Source organism: Mesorhizobium sp. B2-2-4 (genome assembly GCF_006442375.1).
Taxonomy (GTDB): domain Bacteria; phylum Pseudomonadota; class Alphaproteobacteria; order Rhizobiales; family Rhizobiaceae; genus Mesorhizobium.
Genome location: NZ_VFWB01000006.1, coordinates 21,001 through 46,053, shown reverse-complemented (window position 1 = coordinate 46,053; position 25,053 = coordinate 21,001). Strand labels below are relative to the sequence as shown.

Below are 25,053 nucleotides of genomic sequence, written 5' to 3'. Positions count from 1 at the left end.
CTCCTTCGTGAGGTGGAGGCGCCTTTCGGGGCGCTGCCGCCAGTCCATCCTGCCCCCGCTCAATCATCATAGCTGTGCCCTGCCCTTAAGCCGTCTCGCACCCGTGCGGCGATCGCCAGGAACTCCGGCGTCTCGCGGATGTCGAGTGGCCGCTCCTTCGGCAGCGTCGATTCGATGACGTCGCTGACGCGGCCCGGACGCGGCGACATGACGACGATGCGCGTCGATAAATACACCGCCTCGGGAATGGAGTGCGTGACGAAGCAGATGGTCTTGTTGGTGCGCGCCCACAATTGCAGCAATTGCCCGTTGAGATGGTCGCGCACGATCTCGTCCAGCGCGCCGAACGGCTCGTCCATCAACAGAAGGTCGGCATCGAAGGCGAGCGCGCGAGCGATCGAGGCGCGCTGCTGCATGCCGCCGGAAAGCTGCCAAGGATACTTCTTCTCGAAGCCGGAAAGGTTGACGAGATCGAGCGTGCGCCTGATCCGCTCTCCCTGCTCCGCCCCGGACAGACCCATGATCTCCAGCGGCAGCGCGACGTTGCGCTCGATGGTGCGCCAGGGAAACAGGGCGGCGGCCTGGAAGACATAGCCGTAGGCGCGTTTCTCGCGCGCCTGTTCTGCTGTCATGCCGTTGACCGAAATGGTCCCCGAGGTCGGCTTCTCAAGATCGGCGATGACCCGCAGCAAGGTCGTCTTGCCGCAGCCCGACGGCCCGATGAAGGAAACGAACTCACCCTTGCCGATGGTCAGGTCGACATTGGACAGCGCCTGTACCGGCCCGTCATTGGTCTGGAAGGTCAGGCCAAGCTTGCTTGCCGCGACGACGGCTGGCGAAATCCCCGTCATCGGCCGCGGCCTGCCTGTTCCTGCCCCTTTAGTGCCGGCCCGATTCCGATTGCTTTTATCGCGATGTTGTTTTCCACTCGCCCAGTCCCATTGGTCTTGTTCCACTCATTCGACGCCCGGAGTTTCCCCGATGTCGCCTCAACCCACTTGCCATCTTATCCGCCCTGAAAGCTCTTATGAAGGCAAGCAGGGATTGACCTATTTCGCCGGTATCGCCACCGAGTCGGTCGGCTCATCTGGTATCTGCATGCATGTGCTCACCATGCCGCCCGGCGCCCGCGCCAAGGCGCATCTGCATGAGAACCATGAAACGGCGATCTACGTGCTCTCCGGCGAGGTCCATACCTGGTACGGCGACCGGCTTGAGAACCACATCGTCGCCAAAGCCGGCGACCTCTTCTACATTCCGGCCGGCGTGCCGCATCTGCCCGCCAATCTGAGTGGGGCCCCGTCTTCGGCCGTCATTGCCCGCACCGATCCCAAAGAGCAGGAAAGCGTCGTCCTGCTGCCGGAACTGGATGCATTGGTCGCCTGAAGCCGGCCTTGCGGGGCTAAGCGCCCATCGGCCAATTGCTTGAGGTTTGCGCTGCCCCTCATCGCCCTGCCGGGCACTTCTCCCCGTATAGGGACGAGGAGAAGGACGATTTCGCGAAGGATTTCGCCGATTTCCAGCGTTGCCGGAAAGGGCGCCAAGATTGCGTTCAGTTCCCTTCTCCCCGTCCCTATACGGGGAGAAGGTGCCGGCAGGGCGATGAGGGGCAGCACCAACTTCGGCAATCATCAGCACCCGGAAACTTCCCCGCACACGGTGCCGTCCTTGTCGGCGATCATCAGTTTCTTGGCGCTTTTCGAGCTGCGCAAGCTCAAACCCCAGTCGCCGGAATGCCTGTCCGCTCCACCTTGCGCGGCGCGGTGATCTCCTTCCAGGTCGACAGTGCCCGGTTAACCGCCGCGTTCGGCTCGCGGCCAACGAACTGGCCATGGCCAGGCTTGGCCTTCACCTCGGTCTCCTCGATCGACAATTCGCCACGCGAGAAGACATAGCGCGGCAGGCCTGTCACTTCGACGCCTTCGAAGACATTGTAGTCGATGACCGACTGCTGCTTCTTCGAAGAAATGATCTTCTTGCGCTTGGGATCCCACACGATGATGTCGGCATCCGCGCCTTCGACAATGGCGCCCTTTTTCGGGTACATGTTGAGGATCTTGGCTATGTTGGTCGAGGTTACGGCGACGAATTCGTTCATCGTCAGCCGCCCGGTGTTGACGCCCCTGGTCCACAGCACCGGCATGCGATCCTCGAGGCCGCCCGTGCCGTTCGGGATCTTGGTGAAATTGCCGACGCCGAAGCGCTTCTGGTCCGTGGTGAAGGCGCAGTGGTCGGTCGCCACCACCTGCAACGATCCCGCCTGCAGGCCGGCCCACAGCGAATCCTGGTGTAATTTGTTGCGGAAGGGCGGGCTCATCACGCGGCGCGCCGCATGGTCCCAGTCCTTGTCGAAATACTCACTCTCGTCCAGCGTCAGGTGCTGGATCAGTGGCTCGCCGAACACCCGCATGCCTTTCTGACGCGCCCGGCGGATGGCCTCGTGCGCCTGCTCGCAGGAAACATGCACGACGTAGAGCGGCACGCCGGCCATGTCGGCGATCATGATGGCGCGGTTGGTCGCCTCGCCTTCCACTTCCGGCGGGCGCGAATAGGCGTGCCCCTCCGGGCCATTGTTGCCGGCGGCAAGCAGCTTCTGCGAGAGCGCCGCGACCACGTCGCCATTCTCGGCATGCACCAGCGGCAGCGCGCCGAGCTCGGCGCAGCGCTGGAACGACGCATACATCTCGTCGTCGTCCACCATCAGCGCGCCCTTGTAGGCCATGAAATGCTTGAACGAGGTGATGCCCTTGTCGACGACGGTGGCCATCTCGTCGAACACCTGCTTGCCCCACCAGGTGATCGCCATGTGGAAGGAATAATCGCAGGACGCCTTCGAGGTCTTGTTGTCCCACATCTGCAAGGCCTCGAGCAGCGACTGCTGCGGCGACGGCAGGCAGAAATCGACCACCATCGTCGTGCCGCCGGCTAGTGCCGCGCGCGTGCCGGACTCGAAATCGTCGGCCGAATAGGTGCCCATGAACGGCATTTCGAGATGAGTATGCGGATCGATACCACCTGGCATGACATAACAGCCGGTGGCGTCGAACTCATGGTCGCCGTGTAGGTCGGAGCCAATGGCGACGATCTTGCCGTGCTGCATCAGCACGTCGGCCTTCCATGTGCGGTCGGCGGTAACGATGGTGCCGTTTCTGATGACTTTGGTCATTTTTCTCGTTCCCTTGTTCCTTCGCGCTTCTTGCGAGCAGCGTTTGGAAATCCAGCTTTCCAGCTTACTCCACGATGACCGCTGTCTCCACCACGGCATGGAACAGCACGTCGGCTCCTGCCGCCGCCCATTCCTTGGAGATCTCCTCGGCCTCGTTGTGGCTGAGACCGTCGACGCAGGGGCACATCACCATGGCGGTCGGCGCGACGCGGTTGATCCAGCAGGCGTCGTGGCCCGCGCCCGAGACGATGTTGCGGTGCGTGTAGCCGAGCCGGTCGGCGGCATCACGGATCGCCTTGACGCAGCCCTTGTCAAAGGTGACCGGATCGAAATGGCCGACCTGCTCGATCTTGTACTGGATGTCGAGCGCCTCGCATATCGTGTCGATGCCTTCGCGGATGCGCCCATCCATGGCGTCGAGCACTTCCTTCTCCGGCGAGCGGATGTCGATGGTGAAGACCGTGCGCCCGGCGATGATGTTGCGCGAGTTCGGATAGACTTCCATGTGGCCGACCGCGCCGACGGCGTCCGGCTGGTAGTCCATGGCAATCTCGTGCACCAGTTCGATCACGCGCGCCATGCCGAGCCCGGCATTGCGGCGCTTGGGCATCGGCGTCGAGCCGGTATGCGCCTCCTTGCCGGTCAGCGTCACCTGCTGCCATTTCAGCCCCTGTCCATGGGTGACGACGCCGATGTCGATGCCTTCGTCCTCGAGGATAGGCCCTTGCTCGATATGCAGTTCGAAAAAGGCGTGGATCTTGCGATCGCCGACCTTCTCCGTGCCCTTCCAGCCGATGCGCTCCAGTTCCTCGCCGAATTTCTTGCCGTTCTTGTCCGTATGCTCGTAGACGTCGGCCTGGTCGAGCACACCGGCGAATACGCCGGACGCCATCATCGCCGGGGCAAAGCGCGAGCCTTCCTCGTTGGTCCAGTTCGTGACCACGATCGGATGTTTGGTCTTGATGCCGAGATCATTGAGCGAGCGCACGACTTCCAAGCCGCCGAGCACGCCGAGCACGCCGTCATACTTGCCGCCGGTCGGCTGCGTGTCGAGATGGCTGCCGACATAGACCGGCGGCAGGCTGGGGTCGGCGCCTTCGCGCCTGGCAAACATGGTGCCCATCTCGTCGATGCCCATTTCGAGCCCGGCGGCATCGCACCAGCGCTTGAACAGATGCCGGCCCTCGCCGTCCTCGTCGGTCACGGTCTGGCGATTGTTGCCACCGGCAATGCCGGGGCCGATCTTCGCCATCTCCATGATGGAATCCCACAAACGGTCTGAATTGATTCGCAGATTCTCGCCGGGTGCGGCCATTCAAAACCTCTCCAATTGCGTGGCGTTCCCCTCCCCCTTGAGGGGAGGGTGGCCGCGAAGCGGTCGGGTGGGGTCGCCGGACATGCGCTCGACCTTCCCTTTGACCACCTGCGCAACATGCCAAGGGTTGTTTATGACATCGGGCTCATCGACGCGAAAGACATCAAAGCCGAGCGAGCGCAGATAGGCATCACGAACGGCATCATGCCGCTTGCCCTTCTCGTGTTCGTGCAGATCGCCATCAACTTCAACGATCAGCTTCACGGCGAGGCAGGCAAAGTCAACGATATAAGGCCCGATCGGACACTGACGACGAAACTTGATGCCGGCCGATTTCAGCTCGCGCAGTTCATACCAGAGCAAGGATTCACCCCTGGTTGCGTGAACTCGAAGCGCGCGCGCCTTTTGGCGCATTTCGTAGCTCACGCGAGTGCGGGGCATCAACGGCAGCCTCGCGGCAACAGATCAGGTCGGCACCCCGTCGCACCGACCCCACTCGACCGCTTCGCGGCCACCCTCCCCTCGAGGGGGAGGGATATCCGCGCCCAGTTCTTCAATCGATCGACCTCAGTACCTCACGCACATGATCGATCAGTTCGTTGATCTGGCCCTTGGTGATGATCAGCGGCGGCGACAGCGCGATGATGTCGCCGGTAGTGCGGATCAGCGCGCCGCGCTCGAACGCCTTGACGAAGGCCGAGAAGGCACGCTTGGTCGGCTGCCCGGCGATCGGCGCCAGCTCGATCGCACCGATCAGGCCGATGTTCCTGATATCGATGACATGCGGCTCGCCCTTCAGCGAATGCAGCGCGTCTTCCCAATAGGGCGCCAGTTCCTCGCCGCGTGTGAGCAGGCCCTCTTCCTTGTAGGTGTCGAGCGTGCCGAGCGCCGCGGCGCAGGCGATCGGATTGCCGGAATAGGTGTAGCCGTGGAAGAACTCGATCATGTGCTCGGGGCCGGTCATGAAGGCGTCGTGGATTTCCTTCTTCACGAACACCGCGCCCATCGGGATGACGCCGTTGGAGACGCCCTTGGCGGTGGTCATGATATCAGGCGTGACGCCGAAATAATCGGCCGCGAACGGCGCGCCAAGACGGCCGAAACCGGTGATGACCTCGTCGAAGATCAACAGAATGCCGTGCTTGGTGCAGATTTCGCGCAGCTTCTGCAAATAGCCCTTGGGTGGCAGGATGACGCCGGTGGAGCCAGCGACCGGCTCGACGATGACGGCCGCGATGGTCGAGGCGTCATGGAGCGCAACGATGCGCTCCAGCTCGTTGGCAAGCTCCGCGCCATGTTCCGGCACGCCCTTGGAGAAGGCGTTCTTCTCCGGCAGGTGGGTGTGCGGCATATGGTCGACGCCGCCGAGCAGCGTGCCGAACATCTTGCGGTTGGTGACGATGCCGCCGACCGAGATGCCCCCGAAATTGACGCCGTGATAGCCGCGCTCGCGTCCGATCAGACGGGTGCGCGAGCCCTCGCCCTTCACGCGGTGATAGGCGATCGCCATCTTCAATGCGGTCTCGACCGATTCCGAACCGGAATTGGTGAAGAACACGTGATCCATGCCCTTCGGCGCGACGTCGACCAGGCGGTTGGCCAGTTCGAACACGATCGGGTGGCCCATCTGGAAGGCCGGAGCGTAGTCGAGCTCGGCGGCCTGCTGCTGGATCGCCTCGGTGATCTTGGGCCGGCAATGGCCGGCATTGACGCACCAGAGGCCGGCGGTGCCGTCCAGCACCTTGCGGCCATCGCTGGTCGTGTAGTGCATGTCCTTGGCGGACACGAACATGCGCGGCGCCTGCTTGAACTGCCGGTTTGCCGTGAACGGCATCCAGAATGCACTGAGATCGTTCGGCGTGACTTTCAGCCGGTTGGACATGACCAAGACTTCCCCTTGTAACCTGTTTCGGTACGTCCAACGCTTGGTCTTTGCCGCGCTTTCGTGCTACGCAAATTTTTGACCGATTGGACAAACGTTAGCACCGCCCTGTCGGCGGTCAAGGGATTACTAGCGGAAATGCGGCTCCTGAAGTGCGTTCCACAGGCCGGGGAAAAACTGGTCCAGAGAATTGGGCCAGACCGCTTTCAACACGAGGGCGCGCAACGGTGAACACCAGCACGGAAGCCCCTCGCCGTACCCGCATCCAGCAGGAGAAGCGCGAACTCATTCTCGAAGCCGCGCTCGAGGTGTTCTCCACCAATGGCTTCCGCGGCTCGACCATCGACCAGATCGCCGAAGCCGCTGGGATGTCGAAGCCCAACCTGCTCTATTACTTTCGCCGCAAGGAAGACATTCACGAGACGCTGATGCAGCGCCTGCTCGACACATGGCTGGCGCCGCTCAGGGAACTCGACGACATCGGCGATCCCCTGACCGAGCTCAGGAGCTACATCAGGCGCAAGCTTGAAATGGCGCGCGATTTTCCGCGCGAGAGCCGGCTGTTCGCCAACGAGATTCTGCAGGGCGCACCACGCATCATGCCCTTGCTGACCGGCGAACTGAAGACGCTGGTCGACGAGAAGGCAACCGTCATCAAGGGCTGGATGCGCGCTGGCAAGATCGCCAGGACGGATCCTTGGCACCTGATCTTCTCGATCTGGGCGACGACCCAGCACTATGCCGATTTCGACGTCCAGGTCCGCGCCGTGCTCGGCCCGAACCGCGGCGGCGACGGCCGCTTCGAGGACGCAGCGAGATTCCTGGAGCAATTATTTCTCGACGGGTTGAAGCCGAAGGCCTGACCCTGCGCTGAAGGCTCAGGCGCTGCGCCGCTCGGCCGGCAGTGCATCAAGCAAGCTCTGCAGCTTGGCGATCGAGTTCTGCTCGGCCAGCGGCGTGTAGACGACCAGCCGCATGTCGGATCCATCGTCAATCGACAGGCTCATATGCTCGAAGGCCATGGCGCCGGCCGTCGGATGGCGGACGTGCTTCAGACCCGTCAGCTTTCGCGCTACGTCACGTCGGGGCCACCAATCGCGGAACTCGGGGCTCGAGCGCATCATCAGCGCGATCAGCCGGTCGAAATCGGGATCACCGACATATTTGGCGCTTTCGGCGCGAAACGAAGCGAGCACCACGCGAGCAAGCTCTTCCCAGTCGACGAGCAGGCGACGGTGCTGCGGGCTTGTAAACACCATGTGGACGATGTTGCGGGCGTCGCCTTCCAGCAAGCCATAATCGCCGAACACCGCGACGGCTGCCGGGTTCCAGGCGAGCACGTCCCAGCGCCGGCCAACCACATAAGCGGGTTGCAGCACAAGACTTTGCAGCATGTGCAGCAACGGCCCGTCGACCTTTTCGGGCGTTGCCCCACGACGCTCCGGCTGTTGGCGGCCGGCGAGGATGAACAAATGCCGCTTCTCGACAGCGTCGAGGCGCAGCGCCTCGCAGAGCGCCGCCAGCACCTCCACCGAGGGCCTGACATCCCTGCCTTGTTCCAGCCAGGTGTACCAGGTGGTGCCGACACCGGCGATCATCGCCACCTCCTCGCGCCGCAGGCCCGGCGTGCGCCGCCGCGCGCCGCAGGCAATGCCGGCGGCCTGTGGCGAAAGCCTCTCGCGGCGCGAGCGCAGGAAGGCGCCGAGCTCGCGCCGGCGGCTGTCTTCAGCGGAATGAGAAGGAGCATCCATGACCCTATTATAGCAGTACCGATACCAGGATAAAGTTTGAACTGTTTGGCGCGCACCCGCTGCCCCATCTTCTGTCGAGAGCAACGAATGGAGGCTCAAACATGGACCTGAAAGACAAGACAATCCTGATCACCGGCTCGACCGACGGTGTCGGCCGGGTCGTCGCGCAACGGCTGGGCGCAGGTGGCGCCCGGGTGCTGGTGCACGGACGCGACGCGGCGCGCGGCAAGGCCACGGTCGCGGACATCGAGGCGGCCGGCGGCAAGGCCGAGTTCTTCGCAGCCGACCTCGCCTCGTTGGCCCAGGTGCGCCGGCTCGCCGAGGCCGTGCGTGAAAAAACCGCTCGGCTCGACATCCTCATCAACAATGCCGGTGTCGGCACGGCTGGCCAAAACGCCAAAAGGCAGGTCAGCGCCGACGGCTATGAACTGCGCTTCGCCGTCAACTATCTCGCCGGCTTCCTGCTTACGGAGGGATTGCTGCCCCTGCTGAAGGCCAGCGCGCCGGCGCGTATCGTCAACGTCGCCTCGGCGGGCCAGCAGGCCATCGACTTTAGCGACGTCATGCTTACCCATGGCTACAGCGGCGTGCGCGCCTACTGCCAGAGCAAGCTGGCGCAGATCCTGTTCACCATCGATCTCGCCGAGCAGCTCAAGGGCAGCGGGGTTACCGTCAACGCCCTGCACCCGGCGAGCTACATGAACACCACGATGGTCCGGCAGGCAGGCGTCACGCCATGGAGCTCGGTGGAGACCGGCGCCGAGGCCATTGTCAATCTCGCCACCTCCCCCGCGCTCGAAGCGCGCAGCGGCCTCTATTTCGACGGCCTGCGCGAATCCCGCGCCGACGCCCAGGCTTACGACGCCAGAGCAAGACAACAATTGCGCGACTTGAGCCTCGACCTTGTCGGGCAGGCTACAGTGAAGAGGGAAGAGCGTTCATGACCAGCAAGATCGAACACACAGTCGTCATCGGCGGCTCGTCTGGCATCGGCCTGGCGACGGCGCGCAAACTGCTCGGCCCCGGCATGAAGGTGACCATCACCGGGCGCAATCAGGACAAGCTCGTCAGCGCATGGAAAAGTCTCGGTGGCGCCGCTGACAAGGCGGCATTCGATGCGTCAAAGCCGAATGAAGTGCGCCACTTCTTCGAGCGTCTCGGCCCGTTCGACCATCTCGTTCTGGCCGCGAGCGGCGGCAAGGGTCTTGGCCCATTCCAGACGCTTGACCTTGCCGATATCGCTGGCGGCGTCGACGAAAAGGTGCGACCGCAATTGTCCTGCCTGCAGGCGGCCTTGCCGACGCTGGACAAATCAGGATCGGTCACCTTCATCTCGGCGGTATCCGCCCAGCTCGCCACGCCGGGCGTCGCCGGCATCGGCGCCGTCAATGGCATGCTCCTGACGGTGGCGCCGGTCCTGGCCGTCGAACTGAAGCCGCTGCGCGTCAACGTCGTGGCGCCCGGCGTCATCGACACACCCTGGTGGGACTTTCTGCCGGACGAGCAGCGACAAGCGGTCTTCGCGGAATATGCCGGCAAGACGCCGGTCGGCCGCATCGGCCGCGCCGAGGACGTCGCCTCGGCCATAGCCTTCCTCGTCTCCAACGGCTTCATGACCGGCCAGGTGCTGACCTGCGATGGTGGTTTGCGGTTCGCGGCCTAGCTGCAACCGTCAAAGCGATTGGGCGATCAGCGTCAGGAAACCGCCGCTCAGCGCGACATTGCCAACAAAACCATTGATACGCGACGCACGCTCCTGTCCCTGATGGTCCCAGAAATTGTGGACCATCGGCGTGGCGACGATCAGGAACATCACCAGCGCCATACAGGCAATCGCGGTCCAGAAGCCCGCCATCACCAGCACGCCGGCGACGATCTGCAATACGATGCCGACCGACAGCGCCAGCCGCGCCTGCGGCACGCCTCGCGCGGCCATCAGCCCCGTCAAGAAGCCCGCGTTCTGAATGTTGCGCAGGCCGGCGAAGACAAACCCGCCGCCAAGCAACAGCCGGCCGAGAACCAACAAGGCGGCGGGCAAATCGGCAAGCATCAAACGCTCTCCCTTTGAAATAATGGGAGCGCCGCCTCCCTTGGCGGCGCTCCGATCGTGATCGAACAATCAGGCGGCCTTGGCGGCAGGCATCGGATGAATGGCGTGGAACGGAATGCAAAGCCGGTTCCAGGTATTGATCATGCCCAGCGCCACGGAGAGCTTGACCAACTCCTCTTCCGAGAAATGTTCCAGCGTGCGGGCATAGAGTTCGTCCGAAACACCATTGTTGGCGATCAGCGTCACGGCCTCGGTCCAGGCCAAAGCGGCGCGCTCGCGCTCCGAAAACAGCGGCGATTCCTTCCAGGCCGAAACCAGATAAAGCCGCTGTTCGGTCTCGCCGTCGCGCCTCGCCTCACGGCTGTGCATCTCGACACAGAAGGAGCAGCCATTGATCTGTGAGGCCCTGAGCTTGATCAGGTGCAGCAGGCTTTCCTCGAGCCCGCATTCGTCGACCGCCTTATTGAGCGCCGACACCGCTTTCATGATCTCGGGCGCCTTGGCGAAGAACTGGAGCCTCTGTCTCATCATCTTTCCTTTCATGCTTGCTTGGTTGAACTGGATTTCTGCTGCCGCTGGTGGCGCTCGGTGAAAGCGCAGCTTGCCGCGACCGACCGCGGATCGGCGCCTTTCATGAAGTCCGACACGATGTCGGACAGCCTGACCTCGGCCAGCGCCGCGCGATAGGCGCGCTCCGCCTTCAGCATCGCAGCATTGATGCCGCACGGCCTGACATAGGCCGATGCATCGAGTTTCGTCGGGCCGCGCTGGCGGATTTCGCCGCATCGGAAAGCCGGCTCGCGCCCTTCGACCGCCAGCACGATGTCCAGCAGCGTGATGCGTTCGGCCGGTTTCGCCAACCGGTAGCCGCCCGCCGGCCCAGGAACGGATTCCAGGATGCGCGCAGCGGTGAGCATGTTGAGATGTTTCAGGAGATAGCTCGGCGACAGGCCAAACGCCTCCGCCAGGGCCGCACCTGGCATGGTGCTGTCGCCATCGACGCCAGCCAGCGTCGCCGCGCAGTGGATGGCCGCTTCGACGCCATCGCCGAGTTTCATGATACCAATCTCCGATACATGGATAACTTATATCCTGGATATTTTGTATCTGCAATAGCAAAATGAAAACGGCGCCCGAGGACGCCGCTTTTTCCTTGATTGTTCCGCCCTACTCCGCCGCCACCTTGGCCATTGGGTTGTTCGGGTGCGTGGTCCAGTTGGCGTAGACCGGCGACACAGGCATGCCGGTGCGCTGGTCCATCACCCCGGCGGCCAGCGGCTCCATGGTGATGCAGTTGTCAACCGGGCAGACATTGACGCAAAGATTGCAGCCGACGCATTCGGCCTCGATCACCTCGAAATGCCTGACGCCGTCGACCATGCTGGTGATCGCCTGATGCGAGGTGTCCTCGCAGGCGATGTGGCAGCGGCCGCATTTGATGCAGGCATCCTGGTCGATATGCGCCTTGGCGACATAGTTGAGGTTGAGATACTGCCAGTCCGTGACATTGGGCGTGGCACGGCCGATGATGTCGTCGAGCGAGCGATGGCCCTTCTCGTCCATCCAGTTTTCGAGACCGGCGATCATCTCCTGCACGATCTTGAAACCGTAGGTCATCGCGGCCGTGCACACCTGCACGTTTCCGGCGCCGAGCGCCATGAACTCGGCAGCGTCGCGCCAGGTGGTGATACCGCCAATGCCGGAGATCGGCAGCCCCTGCGTTTCGGGGTCGCGCGCGATCTCGGCCACCATGTTCATGGCGATCGGCTTCACCGCAGGGCCGCAATAACCGCCATGCGAGCCCTTGCCGTCGATGGTCGGCATCGGCGCGAAGCTGTCGAGATCGACGCCGGTGATCGAGTTGATGGTGTTGATCAGCGACACCGCGTCGGTGCCGCCGGCATGTGCTGCTCGCGCCGGCTTGCGGATATCGGTGACGTTGGGCGTCAGCTTGGTGATGACGGGCATGCGCGTGTACTGCTTGCACCAGCGCACAACCATTTCGATATATTCCGGCACCTGGCCGACGGCGGCGCCCATGCCGCGCTCCGACATGCCGTGCGGGCAGCCGAAATTGAGCTCGATGCCGTCGGCGCCGGTTTCCTCGACAAGCGGCAGGATCGCCTTCCAGCTTTCCTCGACGCAAGGCACCATGATCGAGGCGATCAGCGCCCGGTCGGGCCACTCCATCTTGACCTGCTTCATCTCACGCAGATTGGTCTGCAAGTCGCGGTCGGTGATCAGCTCGATGTTGTTGAGGCCGAGCAGACGGCGGTCGGCGCCCCAGATCGCGCCGTAGCGTGGGCCATTGACGTTGACCACCGGCGGGCCCTCTTCGCCCAGCGTCTTCCAGACGACACCGCCCCAACCGGCCTTGAAGGCGCGCACGACATTGTAGGCCTTGTCGGTCGGCGGCGCCGAGGCCAGCCAGAACGGATTGGGCGATTTGATGCCGACGAAATTATTCCTGATATCTGCCATGCTCATGCCCTCCCGTTCGAGGTCAGTGCCCGGTGAATGGATTCCGCCGCATCACGCCCTTGCGCCACGGCCGAGACGGTCAGGTCGTCGCCACCGAATATGCAGTCGCCGCCGGCCCAGACCTTGGCCAGCGAAGTGCGCCCTTCCGCATCGACCTTGATGCGCCCGGCCTCGAGCTCGATCGCAGCACCGCTGCCGTTGAGCGCAGCGGGGACGAAACTCTGTCCGATCGCCTTGAACACCTGGTCGGCAACGAGGGTCAGCGTCTCGCCGGTGCCGGCAAGACTGTCGCCGTTCATGGCGGTGTATTCAAGCTCGATGGCATTGACCTTGCCGCCTTCGGCAATCACCCGCTTCGGCTGTAGCCAGTGTCGGATGACGACGCCGTTGGCGGCCGCCAGGTCCTGCTCGAATTCGGAAGCATTCATATGTTCCTGGCCGCGCCGGTAGCAGATCGTCACCTCCTCGGCGCCAAGCAGCTTCGACTGCACCGCGGCATCGATCGCCGTCATGCCGCCGCCGATGACGACGACGCGGCGGCCGACCGGCAGGCCGGAGAGATCGCTGGCTTGGCGCAGCTCGGAGATGAACTCGACGGCGTTGGTGACGCCCACGGCGGCCTCGCCATCGGCGCGCAGCGCATTGACGCCGCCGAGCCCCATGCCCAGAAACACCGCGTCATAATTGCGGATCAGGTCGGAAAGCTGATAGTCGCGGCCGAGCGCCTTCCCATTTTGGATATCAATGCCGCCAATCGAGGTGACGTAGTCGACCTCGGCCTGGGCGAAATTGTCGACGCTCTTATAGGCGGCGATGCCGTATTCGTTGAGCCCTCCCGCCTTCGCGCGCGCTTCCAGGATTGTGACGTCGTGGCCATGGCGGGCGAGCCGATGGGCGGCGGCAAGGCCGGCCGGCCCGGCGCCCACCACGGCGACCGTCTTGCCTGTCGGCGCGGCACGTGGATAAAATTGCCTGTTCTCGCTCATCGCGATATCGGTGGCATAGCGCTGCAGCCGACCGATCTGCACCGGCTTGCCTTCCGCCACTTCGCGCACGCAGACCTCCTCGCACAGCGTTTCGGTCGGGCAGACGCGAGCGCACATGCCGCCCAGAATGTTCTGGTCGAAAATGGTCTTGGCCGAGCCGATCGGATTGCCCGTGGAGATCTGGCGGATGAACAGTGGAATGTCGATCGAGGTCGGGCATGCGTTCATGCACGGCGCGTCGTAGCAGAAATAGCAGCGGTCGGCTTCGACCAGCGCCTCGTGGTGGTCGAGCGGCGGATGCAGGTCGGAAAAATTGTCCGCATACTGATCGGCAGGCAGCCGGCCGCCTGCAATGCCTTCCCTGAACTGGCCTTCTGCCATCGTCAGTTCCCCTTGTTTTCGTTTTAGGGAAGGCTAGCACGTTTTATTTTTTTATCAATTGGTCAATTTTCTACATAAGCCTCTGAAAAGGCTCGAATAAAATATGATAATTTAATTCACGTTTAACATCGTAATGCGCGAATGTCGAACTTTCGAGGAAGGACGGTCCGCTAAGCGGCGAGCCGCAATCATGGCATGCCTGGCGAGCCGCAATTATTCCTCCGCTGCCGGATTTCCGTCTCGAAGATCGTCCTATGATGGATCGAAGGACGATCGACGCAAAAGGTGAGGAGACCGACGATGCCGAAATCCCCAATGCCCTTCTTCTGGTACGAATTGATGACATCAGACCTCGACGCCGCCGAGGCGTTCTATACCAAGGTGGTCGGCTGGACCGCGCAAGCCTTCGACAAGGCTCCCGGCATGCCGCGCTACATCGTCATGAATGTCGGCGAGCGTGGCGTCGGCGGGCTGATGACGATGCCTGAGGATGCCGCCAAGATGGGCATGCCTCCCGCCTGGCTTGGCTATATCCACACCAGGGATGTCGATGCTGCCACGGCGTCGCTGCAGAAGGCCGGCGGCGCCGTTCATCGCCAGCCCGACGACATTCCGGGCGTCGGCCGCTTCGCCGTCGTCGCCGATCCGCAAGGCGCGACCTTCATGTTCCTGCAGCCGAACGGGCCCGACCAGCCGGTCATGCCGGCCAGCACGCCGGGCCATATCGGCTGGCACGAGCTTTACACAACCGACTGGAAGGCCGCGTTCGACTTCTATTCCAGCCAGTTCGGATGGACCAATGCCGGCGATTTCGACATGGGGCCGATGGGAACCTATCAAACCTTCGCGGCCGGCCCCGAATCCGGTGGTGGCATCATGAACAAACCCGAACAGATCTCGGTGCCGGTCTGGCAGTTTTATTTCAACGTAACCGCCATCGACGCGGCGGCAAAACAGGTGACCGACAATGGCGGCAAGATCCTGATGGGCCCGATGGAGGTCCCCGGCGGCAGCTGGATCGTGCAGTGCCAGGATCCGCAAGGCGCCCATTTCGCCTTGATGGCGCCCGGACGGTAAGGGGCTCAACGTCGCACAGGAGGACGGCCTTTGATCGTAAGATTGCTTGGCGCCGAGCTATTCCGGCGTCAGCACCGCGACTTTCAGGCCTGCCTTTTTTGCACCGCTGAACTGGACGGTGGCCGGGCCGGGCGCAAGCTTGAACCGAACGCTCTTGCGAATGTCCGGACAGGTCTTGACCCCGCTGTAGCCGGCCAATTTCACGGTATGGCCGTCCTGAATGACATCGATCCAGGCTTCGCCCGACAAGCTTATCTGGATGCCTCCTTCCGGCGGCACAACCATGCTGGCGACAGCGCCGAACGTGCCAGGCGCCGGGGCACGTTCCGGCGGGAGGGCGAATTCCGCTGTCTCGGCCGGCACCAGAACCAGATCGGCGGCAGCGCCGACCGCCAGCGTCGTCCCGACGCAGCAGAAGGAGGCGCGGCGAACAGCGCCTGCTCGCGCGTTACCGGCCATTTGAAAGCCTCGCAGCCGGCATCCTCGGCCATCGCGAAGCTTGTACCGGCAAGGATTGCGAAAAAGCTGATGACGACTTTTTTCATGGCGAGAGACCCCCAAACGATTTCAACTATCTACAGATCGATACAACCAGAGGGATAATTATGCAACCTTAGGGAGAAAATATCGACGCATTGCGGAACATCTCGCATCACCGATTGTTGATGTCCGGTAGCGGGAAGTGAATGGTCCATCTCGGGGCGATAATCTAGGCCGGACCTGGGGGTGAAACGGAGTTTCAGATGGCGCTTTTTGAAGGCTTGGCCCGATACCAGCCACAGGCGCTCGGCGTTCTGCGCATCATAACCGCGCTGCAGTTCATCGAGCATGGCAGCCAGAAGCTGTTCAATTTCCCGGCAAGCGCCGAACCCCACGCCCTCAGCGGGTTGACGCTGACAGCCGGCATTCTCGAGTTCGCCGGCGGCATCCTGCTCGCGCTGGGGCTGTTTACCCGCCCAGTCGCCTTCCTTCTGGCGGGCGAGATGGCGATCGCCTATTTCATGGCGCACATGCCGCGCGGCTTCTTCCCGGTCAACAATGGCGGCGATTTGGCGATCTCGTTCTGCTTCATCTTCCTCTATCTGTTCTTCGCCGGCCCTGGCGCCTTTGCGCTCGACAATCGCCGCGCTGCCTGATGCGAGCCGGATGCGGATTGTTCACGCCCGCATCCGCTCCAAATTGGCGTCGAACAGCGGCACCGGCTGCATGCGTGCGGCATGGCGCTTGCCGAGGATTTCGATCTCGAAGCCTTCGCTCTCCTCGGCGATCTCCTTCGGCACGTAGCCCATGGCCACCGATTTCCTTGAATGATGCGCATAGCCGCCTGACGTCACCCAGCCACGCACCATGCCGCCGAACCAGATCGGCTCGTCGCCGATGACATCGGCGTCGGCAGCCTCGACGATGAAGGCGCGCAGCCTGAGCCTGCCGCCCTGCTTGCGCTCTGCCAACGCCGCGGTCTTGCCTATGAAATCGGCTTCCTTGCCATAGGCGACAAAGCGATCGAGCCCTGCCTCCAGCGGTCCGTAGATCGGCCGGTATTCGCGCGCCCACGAGCCATAGTTCTTTTCCAGCCGCAGTGCGTTCAGCGCACGGGAGCCGAACAGGCCAATGCCGAACTCCTCGCCCGCCGCCATCAGCGCCTGGAACGCCGCGCGCTGATATTCCGGCGCCACCCAGATTTCATAGCCGAGATCACCGGTGTAGCTGACGCGGCCTACCAGGCACGGCGCCATGCCGATATCCATCTTGCCGATGGCCATGAAGGGAAAGACGGCGTTCAAGACGTCCGTCCGCGTGACCTTGGCCAGCACGTCCCGCGCCTTCGGCCCGGCGACGGCAAGGCCGGTGAGTTTCGCGCCCGAAGCCTCGATGCGGACAGAACCATCCGCGGGCAGATGCTTTTCGAACCAGCGCATATGGTACTGCTCGGCAATGCCGGAACCGGCGATGAACCACTCCTCGCCGCCGAGATTGGCCAGCGTGAAATCGCCGATGAGCTTGCCGTCCTCCTTCAGCATAGGCGCCAGCGTCATGCGGCCTGGCCTCGGCAGCTTGCAGGCGAGCAGCCGGTCGAGCCATGCAGCAGCCCCCCCGCCTGTCACGCCGTATTTGGCGAAATTCGAAATCTCGGCGATGCCGACGCCCCCGCGAACGTTTGCAACCTCCCTGCCGACATGCGCGAAATCGCTCGAGCGACGCCACGAGAACTCGTCCTTGACGCCTTCGGGCGCGTACCAGAGCGGCACTTCCAGCCCATAGGACACGCCCCATTGCGCGCCCTTGGCCGACAGCAGGTCATAGACCGGCGTGGTCTTCAGCGGCCGTCCGGCGGGCAATTCCTCATTGGGGAAGCGTATCGAAAAGCGCCTGGAATAGTTCTCGCGCACCTTAGCGTTGGTGTAGGCCATCGTCGCCCAGTCGCCATAGCGCGACACGTCCATGGCCCAGATGTCGGCGCCGGGATCGCCCTCGATCATCCAGTTGGACAGCGCGAGCCCAACGCCGCCGCCCTGGCTGAAACCGGCCATGACGCCGCAGGCCACCCAGAAGCCCGGCAAACCGCGCACCGGCCCGACCAGCGGGTTGCCGTCAGGCGCGAAGGTGAAGGGTCCGTTGATGATCTGCTTGATGCCGGTGTTCTGAAAGGCCGGGAAATGCCGGAAGCCGACTTCCAGCGACGGCGCGATGCGGTCGATGTCCGGCTCCAGCAATTCATGGCCGAAATTCCACGGCGTCTGGTGCTCGGACCATGCCTTGTTGGCCTTCTCATAGGTGCCCATCAGCATACCGCCGCGCTCCTGGCGCAAATAGAGCTCGCCGTCGAAATCGACGGCGTGGATGATCTCGGTGCCGGTCTTGGCGTTCCAGGCGGCGACCTCCGGCATGTCCTCGGTGATCAGATACATGTGCTCCATGGCCAGCACCGGCAGTTCGAGCCCGACCATGCGGCCGACCTCGCGCGCCCAAAGGCCACCGGCGTTGACGACATGCTCGGCCACGACCTCGCCCTTGTTGGTGATGACGCGCCACAGCCCGTCGGGACGCCGCACGATGTCCTCGACCTTGGTGAAGCGCTCGACCTCGGCGCCCAGCTTACGCGCAGCCTTGGCATAGGCATGGGTGACGCCGGAGGGATCGAGATGGCCGTCCTCCTTGTTGCGGACAGCGCCGACGAACTGCTTGGGGTCGAGCAGAGGCATCAGTTCGGCCGCTTGTTTCGGCGAGATTTCTTCGAGATCGATGCCGAGATAGCGACCCTTGGCGACGACGCCACGCAGCCAGTCGAGCCGTGCCTCGGTCGCCGCCAGCAGCACGCCGCCGGTCAGATGCACGCCGGTCGCCTGGCCGGAAAGCTCCTCGATCTCCTTGTAGAGGTTGATCGTGTATTTCTGCAGCTTGGCGACGTTGGGATCGCCATTGATCGTGTGCATGCCGCCGGCCGCGTGCCACGTCGAGCCTGAAGTCAGCTCGTCTCGCTCCAGAAGCACGACGTCGGTCCAGCCATGGCGGGCGAGATGGAACAGCACGGAACACCCGACAACCCCGCCGCCAATGACCACGACCTTTGCATGCGATTTCATGGGTTCTTCTCTGATATCAGTGAGTTGGATGGGCTAGATGATTCAAAACGGGACGTTCGTGGCGCATCACGGCTCGCCCGCCCCAATCGCTTCCTTGCGCTTGGTCACGTAGGCCTCCAGCGCTTCGCGCACGGTGACGTCCATCGGCGGCTCGACATAGTCTTCGAGCGCCTTCTTCCACAACCGCGTGGCGCGCGCGGTTGCGTCGAGGCCGCCGGCTTCCTGCCAGGCTTCAAAATTCTGCCAGTTCGAAAGCATCGGCTGATAGAAGGCCGTCGCATAACGCTCCAGCGTGTGCGGCTCGCCGAAGAAATGGCCGCCGGTCGGCACCGCGCCCAGCGCCTCGACGGCAAGCTCGGCCTCGTCGACCACGATCGGGCGCAAAAATTCCATCATGTGCTGGATCATTTCGACGTCGATAATGAATTTCTCGAACGACGCCGTCAGCCCGCCCTCCTGCCAGCCGGCGGCGTGATAGACGAGGTTGCCGTGGCCGAGCACAGCGCCCCACAGCGCCATCAACGTCTCGTAAGCGCCTTGCGCATCGGCGGCGTTGGAGGCCGAGCCCGGCGTTGTCCGGTAGGGCAGCCCGTAACGCCGTGCCAATTGCCCCGACGCGATGTTGGCCTTGGTGTTTTCAGGCGTGCCGAAGGCCGGCGCGCCCGACTTCATGTCGACATTGGAGGTGAAGGCGCCATACATGACCGGCGCGCCCGGACGCACAAGTTGCGTCAGGACTACGCCGAACAGTGCTTCCGCATTCTGCTGCGCGAGCGCACCCGCCAGCGTCACCGGGCTCATCGCGCCCATCAGCGTGAACGGCGTGACTGCCACAGACTGGCCGAATTCGGCCATCGTCATCAGCCCCTCGGCCATCATCTCGTCGAAACGGCGCGGCGAGTTGACCGAGATGATGGTGGCGATGCCGGGATCGTCGCGCAACTGGTCCAGCGTCAGCCCACGCGCGATCGCCATCATCTCGATCCCGTCCAGCGCCCTGCCCCGGCCGATCGCCGAGACATGGAAGCTTTTGTCGGTCAGCGTCAGATTGGTGAAATAGGTGTCGAGATGGCGCGAATTGGCCGGCAATTCGACCGGCGCGCAGACCTGGTTACCGAGCATGTGCACGCAGTTGAAATGCTGCGCCAGCCGGGTCAGATCCGCATAGTCGCGCAAATTGCCGGGGCGGCGGCCCCGCGCCATGTCGTGCACATTGGGCGGCCCCGCAACGAGCGTGAAATTGATTGTGTTGCCGCCGAGATGAACGGCGTTGGCCGGATTGCGCGGTGTAAGGGAATAATTGGACCGCGTCGTCTTCAGCGCCTCGTCGACCATGCCGCGGTCAATGCGCACGTTCGCCGACGCGTGGTCCACGCTGGCACCGGCCTGCTCGAACAGCGAGAGCGCCCGCGGGCTCATCACCTCGATGCCGAAATTCTCCAATATGTGCATCGACGCCTGGTGGATCGCCTCGATCTGGTCGGGCGACAGCAAGGCCATCGGCGGATAAGGATTGGTCACCCGCCTCGCCGGCAGCTGCGGGATAGGCCCTGGTCCCCGGTTGCTGGTGCGCTCGGCGCCGCGCTTGCGTCTTGGTTCGTTCATGCCAGGCATCAAAGCCTCGGCAAACCGCGCCAGCTGTCAGAAATACGCCGTTTGCGGGCGCGATTTTAACCGAGGCGGCATTTTCGAAACATCGATTTATGAAAAGCGACAAGATATGTCGGGTGATCAATATGGCATTTTTCTGAAGCGCCCGCATCGGCGGCCCGTTAACGAGGGCAGCAAGATTCCCTTTATGATTTGAGCCTATTGCTCTGCCGATGCGTAGGTCGAGTTTTAGTAAAATTGTAGCGGTTGGTGTGCTGCTGGCACTTTCGGCCTGTGCGACGGCCCCCAGCCACATCAACAATGTCTGCGCCGTCTTTGACCAGAATGACGGCTGGTTCGACAATTGGCAGTCGGCCGCCGAACGCGCCGAGCAGAAATACGGCGTGCCCGTCCCCGTGCTGATGGCGACCGTGCGCAAGGAATCGGGATTCAAGAGCAACGCCCGGCCGCCGCGCACCAAACTGCTCGGTTTCATCCCATGGAAGCACGTCTCGTCGGCCACCGGCTTCTCGCAGGCGCTGGACGGCACCTGGTCGCAATATCAGAGCGAAACCGGCAACTGGGCGGCGCGCCGGACCAAATTCGCCGACGCCGTCGATTTCGTCGGCTGGTACCATTCCAAGACAGCGGATACCTACGGCGTCGCCCGCAACGACACCTACAATCTCTACCTTGCCTACTATCTCGGCTGGACCGCCTATGGCCGCGGCAATCGTGGCGATTCCGGCGTCCAGAGCTATGCCCGGGCCACCGACAAGATGGCCCGCGACTATGCCGAACAGCTAAGGCAGTGCGGCAGCTAAAGGGCTCCCGCTACAACGACAGCATCTGTCAGCGCGGCTTCCTGCCGAACACCTTGATGTATTCCGCCTCGCCGCCCTTGGCGAGCGCCTTCGCCTGCTTGACCCAGTCCTCGCGCTCGATGCGGCCCTGGAATCTCAAATGGTCGTCGACCCACTCCCGTTCGGCCTTCTTCCACGAGGCAATTTGAGCGTAGGTGAAGATACCGAGGCCATTGAGGATGGCTTCCGTCTTCGGACCCACGCCGGATATCAATTTCAAGTCGTCCGGCTTGGCAGGCTTGGAGATGCCGGCGGGTCGGTTCCTGTCGGCCGCGCCATCACGCGCCGCGCCTGGTCTGGCCGCACGGCCGCTAATTGGTGCGACACGCGCATTCTCTGCCTGGCGGCCCTCGCCAAGCGTTCTCGGCGTGAAAGGCGCGGAGGTCGCGTTGGCATCGGTCGCCGGTGCACCTGTTTCGGAGACCTCGTCGCGCACCTCGTGGCGGCGGGCTCGCCACACGGCTTCTGTCTCCTCGGCGTCCTCTCCCACCGCGCTGGCTTCCGCACTGGCGGTCTTGCCATGTGGTCGGTTGGGTGGCTGACCGGCAAAGCCCGGGCCGGCCCCATGCGGCGCGTCGTCCGGCACGCCCTCATGGTCGGCATGCTGCTTGTCGAACTTGATCACCGGCTCCATCGTCGCCAGAACGTCGTCCGAGAGCCAGCACAGGCTCATGTGCCCGTCCCCCAGGTTCTTTACCGGCGGCACCTTGGTTTCGCAGAGATTATCCGGCACCAGTCTCTTGTAGCCGCAGCGCGTCTGGAATGGACAGCCTGTCGGCGGGTTCATTGCCGAGGGTATGTCGCCCTCCAGCACGATATGCTTCTTGATCACGCTGGTGTCGGCGATCGGGATCGCCGAAAGCAGTGCCTCGGTGTACGGATGATAGGGCGGCGCGAAGATCTGGTCGGTCGTGCCTTGCTCGACGATATAGCCGAGATACATGACGACGACCCGGTCGGCGATATAGCGCACGACCGACAAATCGTGGCTGATGAACAGCATCGTCGTCTTATTCTTGCGCTGGATGTCCATCAGCAGCTCAGTCACCGCCGCCTGCACCGACACGTCGAGCGCCGAGACCGGCTCGTCGGCCACCACCACCTTGGCATCGCCGGCAAAGGCGCGCGCCACGCCGATGCGCTGCTTCTGGCCACCCGAAAGCTGGCGCGGCTTGCGGCTCTCGAAGGCGCGCGGCAGCTTCACCAGGTCAAGCAATTCCAGCATGCGCTTGCGCCGGTCGGCGACGGTCTTGCCGACGTTGAATTTTTCCAGTGTGCGGATGATCTGCGAGCCGACCGAATGGCTGGGGTTGAGCGTATCGAACGGGTTCTGGAACACCATCTGGATCGACGACACCGTGTCGACGCTGCGGCTCTCGATGCCGGTCGACTGGATTTCCTTGTTGGCGAGCGTGACCTTGCCGGAGCTCGCCGTCTCGAGCCCGAGCAGTACTTTGGCCAGCGTCGATTTTCCGCACCCGGATTCGCCGACAATGGCGACGGTTTCGGATTCGCGCGCCGTAAACGAAATCGTCTCGTTGGCCTTGACGACGCGGCCCTCGCTTGAGCCGAACACCTCACTGCCGCCAACCTTGTAGTATTTTCTCAAGTCCTCGATCTTGAGTACCGGTGCGCCCGGCACGACCTTCTCATTGACCTTTTTGGCGCCGGGCGGCAGGGCGTCCCAATCGATTTCGTTGAAGCGCACGCAGCGCGAGAAATGACCTTCATGTCCCGCGACTTCGATCATCGGGATTTCGGCGGCGTTGCAGACGCCCTCGACGAAATGGTGGCAGCGCGGACCGAAATTACAGCCCTTCGGCCTTTCATGCGGCAGGGGCAGCTGGCCGGGGATCGAGATCAGCGGCCGCGAGTTCTTGTCGGCGCCCGGCAGTGGAATCGAGCGGAAAAGGCCCTGCGTATAGGGATGGCGCATCTGGTCGAACACGTCCTTGATCTTGCCGGTCTCGACGGCCTCGCCCGAATACATCACCGTGATGCGGTCGCAGGTCTCCAGGATCAGGCCAAGATTGTGCGACACGAAGATCATCGAGGTGCCGAACTTCTCGCCCAGCCCCTTGACCAGTTCGACGATGCCCGCCTCCACCGTTACGTCGAGCGCCGTCGTCGGCTCGTCGAGGAGAAGCAGCGCCGGCTTCGACAGCAGCGCCATGGCGATGACGATGCGCTGCTGCTGGCCGCCCGAAAGCTGGTGCGGATAGGAGCGCATCATGCGTTCCGGATCGGGAAGCTTCACCGAGCGCACCATTTCGAGCGCACGTTTATAGGCCTCCTCCTTCGACACCTTGTCGTGGATCAGCGGCACTTCCATTAGCTGCTGGCCGATCTTCATCGCCGGGTTCAGGCTCGCCATCGGCTCCTGGTAGATCATGGCGATCTTGTTGCCGCGGATGCTGCGCAGCTCCTCCTCGGAGAGCTCGCCCATGTCCTTGCCCTGGAACTTGATCTTGCCGCCGACAATCTTCCCGATGTTGGAGAGGTCGCGCATGATGCCGAGCGACACGGTCGACTTGCCGCAGCCGGATTCGCCGACAATGCCCATCGCTTCGCCGGGCATGACCGTGCAGGAAAAATCCATCACGGCCGGTATCTCGCCCTTGCGGGTGAAGAAGGAGATCGACAGGTTTTCGATCTCGATGATCGGCCCATTGTTCGGCTTGGCCGGATTTCGAACTGCCTCGTTCATGGGTCGCTCCAATCCTTGGTTTTTCCGGGCAAGTAGGGTCGAGGACCCCGCCATCAATCCTTCATCGATTGCTCGCGCAGGGAATCGGCGAGCAGGTTTAGCCCCAGTACGAACGACATCAGCGCGATCGTCGGCGGCAGTGCCGGGTGGATGAAGGAACGCAGCAGCCGGCTGGCATCCTTGATCGCGGTCCCCCAGTCGGGACTTTCCGGCGCCAGCCCGAGGCCGAAATAGCCCAGCGTGCCGAGCAGGATGGTTGTGTAGCCGATGCGCAGGCAGGCATCGACGATCAGCGGTCCGCGCGCATTGGGCAGGATCTCCCACAGCATGATGTACCATGGCGATTCACCGCGCGTCTGGGCCGCCGCCACATAGTCCCGCGTCTTGATATCCATGGTCAGGCCACGCACGATGCGGAACACGCCCGGGCTAGAGGCGAACACCACCGCCACGAAGATGTTGAGCTGGTTGGGATCGATATGCACGATCTTCAGCGGGTCGGCATCGAACACCAGGCCGGCATAGATCCAGCCGCCGACCACCAGCGTCAGTCCGAGCAGGATGTAGATCGGGTCGGAACGGTTCTTGTAGCGCGTCCAGAACAGCACGCAGAAGAAAATAATCGGGAACAGGAAGAAAACGCCGGCCAGCGCGTAGGGGATCGGCGTGTCCATGATGCCCGGCGTCACCAGGAGGTAGAACAGCAGGATAACCGGGAAGGCCAGCACGAGATTGGCCAGGAACGACAAAACGGTATCGATCTTGCCGCCGTAATAGCCGGCCGGCAGGCCGAGCGTGATGCCGACCATAAGCGCGAAGCCGGTCGCCGCCGGCGCGATGATCAGGACGATCTGGCTGCCATAGACCATGCGTGAAAAGACATCGCGGGCGAGCTTGTCGCCACCGAACAGATAGGCGAGGCCCGATTGCGGTTCGATGGCTCCGGGCAATGTATCCTTCATGATGGGAATCTGGCCGAGCGGATCGAAAGGCGAGATGGTCGAGGCGAAGATCGCCGTGAACAGCCAGAACAGGCAGATGGCCACCCCCGCTATGCCGACGCCGCTGTCGAACAGTTGGCCGTAGAGAGCCAGCTTCTTCTTGTAGAGGAAGCTCGCGCCCATGACGATGAGAAGCGCGAGCCAGACCGGCCAGAAGCGCCAGAGCACTTCGAGGACGACGGTGGAGGCACCGATATATTGGGCTTGCATGCGCCGTCT

General features: G+C 62.9%; 22 protein-coding genes and 2 pseudogenes. 8 read left to right on the top strand and 16 right to left on the bottom strand.

Annotated features, from left to right (window positions below):
* Nucleotides 1-59: 59 nt before the first annotated feature.
* The gene (locus FJ959_RS16255) at nucleotides 60-851 is read right to left on the bottom strand and encodes an ABC transporter ATP-binding protein (protein WP_140495131.1); all 792 of its coding nucleotides are present in this window, start codon (nucleotides 849-851) and stop codon (nucleotides 60-62) included.
* Nucleotides 852-981: 130 nt separating this feature from the next.
* Between FJ959_RS16255 and FJ959_RS16250 the strand changes: the two genes are divergently transcribed.
* Complete coding sequence (locus FJ959_RS16250) at nucleotides 982-1,386, top strand: cupin domain-containing protein (protein WP_140495129.1); 405 nt, start codon at nucleotides 982-984, stop codon at nucleotides 1,384-1,386.
* Between the two features lie 328 nt (nucleotides 1,387-1,714).
* Here FJ959_RS16250 and hydA read toward each other — a convergent pair whose 3' ends face one another.
* The 4 genes from hydA to FJ959_RS16225 form a co-directional block, all read right to left on the bottom strand.
* Nucleotides 1,715-3,166 (bottom strand): dihydropyrimidinase, encoded by a 1,452-nt coding sequence (gene hydA / locus FJ959_RS16240; protein WP_140495127.1) that lies wholly within the window; start codon nucleotides 3,164-3,166, stop codon nucleotides 1,715-1,717.
* 64 nt (nucleotides 3,167-3,230) lie between these two features.
* Nucleotides 3,231-4,481 (bottom strand): Zn-dependent hydrolase, encoded by a 1,251-nt coding sequence (locus tag FJ959_RS16235; RefSeq protein WP_140630879.1) that lies wholly within the window; start codon nucleotides 4,479-4,481, stop codon nucleotides 3,231-3,233.
* Entirely contained in the window at nucleotides 4,482-4,895 is a 414-nt protein-coding gene (locus FJ959_RS16230; protein ID WP_224646776.1) for an endonuclease domain-containing protein, read from the bottom strand. It lies immediately after the preceding gene.
* 139 nt (nucleotides 4,896-5,034) lie between these two features.
* Nucleotides 5,035-6,363: an aspartate aminotransferase family protein gene (locus tag FJ959_RS16225; protein ID WP_140495122.1), complete on the bottom strand. Its 1,329-nt coding sequence runs from the start codon at nucleotides 6,361-6,363 to the stop codon at nucleotides 5,035-5,037.
* Nucleotides 6,364-6,590: 227 nt separating this feature from the next.
* Here FJ959_RS16225 and FJ959_RS16220 point away from each other — a divergent pair, with 227 nt between their 5' ends.
* Entirely contained in the window at nucleotides 6,591-7,226 is a 636-nt protein-coding gene (locus tag FJ959_RS16220; protein ID WP_140495120.1) for a TetR family transcriptional regulator C-terminal domain-containing protein, read from the top strand.
* A gap of 15 nt (nucleotides 7,227-7,241) precedes the next feature.
* On the opposite strand, the gene FJ959_RS16215 is transcribed toward FJ959_RS16220, so the two are convergent.
* On the bottom strand, nucleotides 7,242-8,114 hold the full coding sequence (locus tag FJ959_RS16215) for a helix-turn-helix transcriptional regulator (protein WP_140495117.1): 873 nt from the start codon (nucleotides 8,112-8,114) through the stop codon (nucleotides 7,242-7,244).
* Between the two features lie 101 nt (nucleotides 8,115-8,215).
* Between FJ959_RS16215 and FJ959_RS16210 the strand changes: the two genes are divergently transcribed.
* Both FJ959_RS16210 and FJ959_RS16205 read left to right on the top strand, forming a co-directional pair.
* Nucleotides 8,216-9,058 (top strand): SDR family NAD(P)-dependent oxidoreductase, encoded by an 843-nt coding sequence (locus tag FJ959_RS16210; protein ID WP_140630877.1) that lies wholly within the window; start codon nucleotides 8,216-8,218, stop codon nucleotides 9,056-9,058.
* Nucleotides 9,055-9,777, top strand: a complete 723-nt coding sequence (locus FJ959_RS16205; protein ID WP_140559502.1) for an SDR family oxidoreductase — start codon at nucleotides 9,055-9,057, stop codon at nucleotides 9,775-9,777. Before FJ959_RS16210 ends, FJ959_RS16205 begins: the two co-directional genes overlap by 4 nt.
* 9 nt (nucleotides 9,778-9,786) lie before the next feature.
* On the opposite strand, the gene FJ959_RS16200 is transcribed toward FJ959_RS16205, so the two are convergent.
* The 5 genes from FJ959_RS16200 to FJ959_RS16180 form a co-directional block, all read right to left on the bottom strand.
* The gene (locus FJ959_RS16200) at nucleotides 9,787-10,164 is read right to left on the bottom strand and encodes a DoxX family protein (protein ID WP_140559665.1); all 378 of its coding nucleotides are present in this window, start codon (nucleotides 10,162-10,164) and stop codon (nucleotides 9,787-9,789) included.
* Between the two features lie 69 nt (nucleotides 10,165-10,233).
* On the bottom strand, nucleotides 10,234-10,692 hold the full coding sequence (locus FJ959_RS16195; RefSeq protein WP_140495113.1) for a carboxymuconolactone decarboxylase family protein: 459 nt from the start codon (nucleotides 10,690-10,692) through the stop codon (nucleotides 10,234-10,236).
* Between the two features lie 11 nt (nucleotides 10,693-10,703).
* Nucleotides 10,704-11,222 carry an Rrf2 family transcriptional regulator gene (locus tag FJ959_RS16190; RefSeq protein ID WP_140495111.1) on the bottom strand — a complete coding sequence of 173 codons (519 nt, stop codon included), beginning with the start codon at nucleotides 11,220-11,222 and terminating at the stop codon, nucleotides 10,704-10,706.
* A 109-nt stretch (nucleotides 11,223-11,331) separates the two neighbouring features.
* Nucleotides 11,332-12,645 carry an NAD-dependent dihydropyrimidine dehydrogenase subunit PreA gene (gene preA / locus FJ959_RS16185; protein ID WP_140495109.1) on the bottom strand — a complete coding sequence of 438 codons (1,314 nt, stop codon included), beginning with the start codon at nucleotides 12,643-12,645 and terminating at the stop codon, nucleotides 11,332-11,334.
* A gap of 2 nt (nucleotides 12,646-12,647) precedes the next feature.
* On the bottom strand, nucleotides 12,648-14,012 hold the full coding sequence (locus FJ959_RS16180; RefSeq protein WP_140630875.1) for an NAD(P)-dependent oxidoreductase: 1,365 nt from the start codon (nucleotides 14,010-14,012) through the stop codon (nucleotides 12,648-12,650).
* A 300-nt stretch (nucleotides 14,013-14,312) separates the two neighbouring features.
* On the opposite strand from FJ959_RS16180, the gene FJ959_RS16175 reads away from it, so the two are divergent.
* Entirely contained in the window at nucleotides 14,313-15,089 is a 777-nt protein-coding gene (locus FJ959_RS16175) for a VOC family protein (RefSeq protein ID WP_140559499.1), read from the top strand.
* A 57-nt stretch (nucleotides 15,090-15,146) separates the two neighbouring features.
* Here the strand turns inward: FJ959_RS16175 and FJ959_RS16170 are convergent.
* Nucleotides 15,147-15,634, bottom strand: a pseudogene (locus FJ959_RS16170) (hypothetical protein).
* Between the two features lie 198 nt (nucleotides 15,635-15,832).
* On the opposite strand from FJ959_RS16170, the gene FJ959_RS16165 reads away from it, so the two are divergent.
* Nucleotides 15,833-16,225, top strand: coding sequence for a DoxX family protein (locus tag FJ959_RS16165; RefSeq protein ID WP_140495101.1), 393 nt, complete (start codon nucleotides 15,833-15,835; stop codon nucleotides 16,223-16,225).
* A 21-nt stretch (nucleotides 16,226-16,246) separates the two neighbouring features.
* On the opposite strand, the gene FJ959_RS16160 is transcribed toward FJ959_RS16165, so the two are convergent.
* Together FJ959_RS16160 and FJ959_RS16155 are read right to left on the bottom strand one after the other, a co-directional pair.
* Entirely contained in the window at nucleotides 16,247-18,673 is a 2,427-nt protein-coding gene (locus FJ959_RS16160) for an FAD-dependent oxidoreductase (protein ID WP_140630872.1), read from the bottom strand.
* Nucleotides 18,674-18,739: 66 nt separating this feature from the next.
* Nucleotides 18,740-20,278 carry a trimethylamine methyltransferase family protein gene (locus FJ959_RS16155; RefSeq protein ID WP_140495097.1) on the bottom strand — a complete coding sequence of 513 codons (1,539 nt, stop codon included), beginning with the start codon at nucleotides 20,276-20,278 and terminating at the stop codon, nucleotides 18,740-18,742.
* Between FJ959_RS16155 and FJ959_RS16150 the strand changes: the two genes are divergently transcribed.
* Nucleotides 20,277-20,480: a hypothetical protein gene (locus FJ959_RS16150; protein WP_140516680.1), complete on the top strand. Its 204-nt coding sequence runs from the start codon at nucleotides 20,277-20,279 to the stop codon at nucleotides 20,478-20,480. The genes FJ959_RS16155 and FJ959_RS16150 overlap by 2 nt on opposite strands.
* Nucleotides 20,481-20,496: 16 nt before the next feature.
* Nucleotides 20,497-21,087: a transglycosylase SLT domain-containing protein gene (locus tag FJ959_RS16145; RefSeq protein ID WP_140630870.1), complete on the top strand. Its 591-nt coding sequence runs from the start codon at nucleotides 20,497-20,499 to the stop codon at nucleotides 21,085-21,087.
* A gap of 544 nt (nucleotides 21,088-21,631) precedes the next feature.
* Here FJ959_RS16145 and FJ959_RS16140 read toward each other — a convergent pair.
* Both FJ959_RS16140 and FJ959_RS16135 read right to left on the bottom strand, forming a co-directional pair.
* Nucleotides 21,632-23,833 (bottom strand): annotated as a pseudogene (locus FJ959_RS16140) (ABC transporter ATP-binding protein); the annotation flags it as partial.
* Nucleotides 23,834-23,886: 53 nt separating this feature from the next.
* The gene (locus FJ959_RS16135; protein ID WP_140630865.1) at nucleotides 23,887-25,044 is read right to left on the bottom strand and encodes an ABC transporter permease; all 1,158 of its coding nucleotides are present in this window, start codon (nucleotides 25,042-25,044) and stop codon (nucleotides 23,887-23,889) included.
* Between the last annotated feature and the right edge of the window lie 9 nt (nucleotides 25,045-25,053).

Excerpts from the sequence above, each read along its gene's own strand:
- FJ959_RS16255 (WP_140495131.1), bottom strand. The coding sequence starts at position 851 with ATGACGGGGATTTCGCCAGCCGTCGTCGCGGCAAGCAAGCTTGGCCTG.
- FJ959_RS16215 (WP_140495117.1), bottom strand. The coding sequence starts at position 8,114 with ATGGATGCTCCTTCTCATTCCGCTGAAGACAGCCGCCGGCGCGAGCTC.
- FJ959_RS16200 (WP_140559665.1), bottom strand. The coding sequence starts at position 10,164 with ATGCTTGCCGATTTGCCCGCCGCCTTGTTGGTTCTCGGCCGGCTGTTG.
- FJ959_RS16175 (WP_140559499.1), top strand. The coding sequence starts at position 14,313 with ATGCCGAAATCCCCAATGCCCTTCTTCTGGTACGAATTGATGACATCA.
- hydA (WP_140495127.1), bottom strand. The coding sequence starts at position 3,166 with ATGACCAAAGTCATCAGAAACGGCACCATCGTTACCGCCGACCGCACA.
- FJ959_RS16135 (WP_140630865.1), bottom strand. The coding sequence starts at position 25,044 with ATGCAAGCCCAATATATCGGTGCCTCCACCGTCGTCCTCGAAGTGCTC.
- FJ959_RS16145 (WP_140630870.1), top strand. The coding sequence starts at position 20,497 with ATGCGTAGGTCGAGTTTTAGTAAAATTGTAGCGGTTGGTGTGCTGCTG.
- FJ959_RS16165 (WP_140495101.1), top strand. The coding sequence starts at position 15,833 with ATGGCGCTTTTTGAAGGCTTGGCCCGATACCAGCCACAGGCGCTCGGC.
- FJ959_RS16205 (WP_140559502.1), top strand. The coding sequence starts at position 9,055 with ATGACCAGCAAGATCGAACACACAGTCGTCATCGGCGGCTCGTCTGGC.
- FJ959_RS16155 (WP_140495097.1), bottom strand. The coding sequence starts at position 20,278 with ATGAACGAACCAAGACGCAAGCGCGGCGCCGAGCGCACCAGCAACCGG.
- FJ959_RS16195 (WP_140495113.1), bottom strand. The coding sequence starts at position 10,692 with ATGAGACAGAGGCTCCAGTTCTTCGCCAAGGCGCCCGAGATCATGAAA.
- FJ959_RS16150 (WP_140516680.1), top strand. The coding sequence starts at position 20,277 with ATGCCAGGCATCAAAGCCTCGGCAAACCGCGCCAGCTGTCAGAAATAC.
- FJ959_RS16250 (WP_140495129.1), top strand. The coding sequence starts at position 982 with ATGTCGCCTCAACCCACTTGCCATCTTATCCGCCCTGAAAGCTCTTAT.
- FJ959_RS16230 (WP_224646776.1), bottom strand. The coding sequence starts at position 4,895 with ATGCGCCAAAAGGCGCGCGCGCTTCGAGTTCACGCAACCAGGGGTGAA.
- FJ959_RS16225 (WP_140495122.1), bottom strand. The coding sequence starts at position 6,363 with ATGTCCAACCGGCTGAAAGTCACGCCGAACGATCTCAGTGCATTCTGG.
- FJ959_RS16160 (WP_140630872.1), bottom strand. The coding sequence starts at position 18,673 with ATGAAATCGCATGCAAAGGTCGTGGTCATTGGCGGCGGGGTTGTCGGG.
- FJ959_RS16190 (WP_140495111.1), bottom strand. The coding sequence starts at position 11,222 with ATGAAACTCGGCGATGGCGTCGAAGCGGCCATCCACTGCGCGGCGACG.
- preA (WP_140495109.1), bottom strand. The coding sequence starts at position 12,645 with ATGGCAGATATCAGGAATAATTTCGTCGGCATCAAATCGCCCAATCCG.
- FJ959_RS16180 (WP_140630875.1), bottom strand. The coding sequence starts at position 14,012 with ATGGCAGAAGGCCAGTTCAGGGAAGGCATTGCAGGCGGCCGGCTGCCT.
- FJ959_RS16210 (WP_140630877.1), top strand. The coding sequence starts at position 8,216 with ATGGACCTGAAAGACAAGACAATCCTGATCACCGGCTCGACCGACGGT.
- FJ959_RS16235 (WP_140630879.1), bottom strand. The coding sequence starts at position 4,481 with ATGGCCGCACCCGGCGAGAATCTGCGAATCAATTCAGACCGTTTGTGG.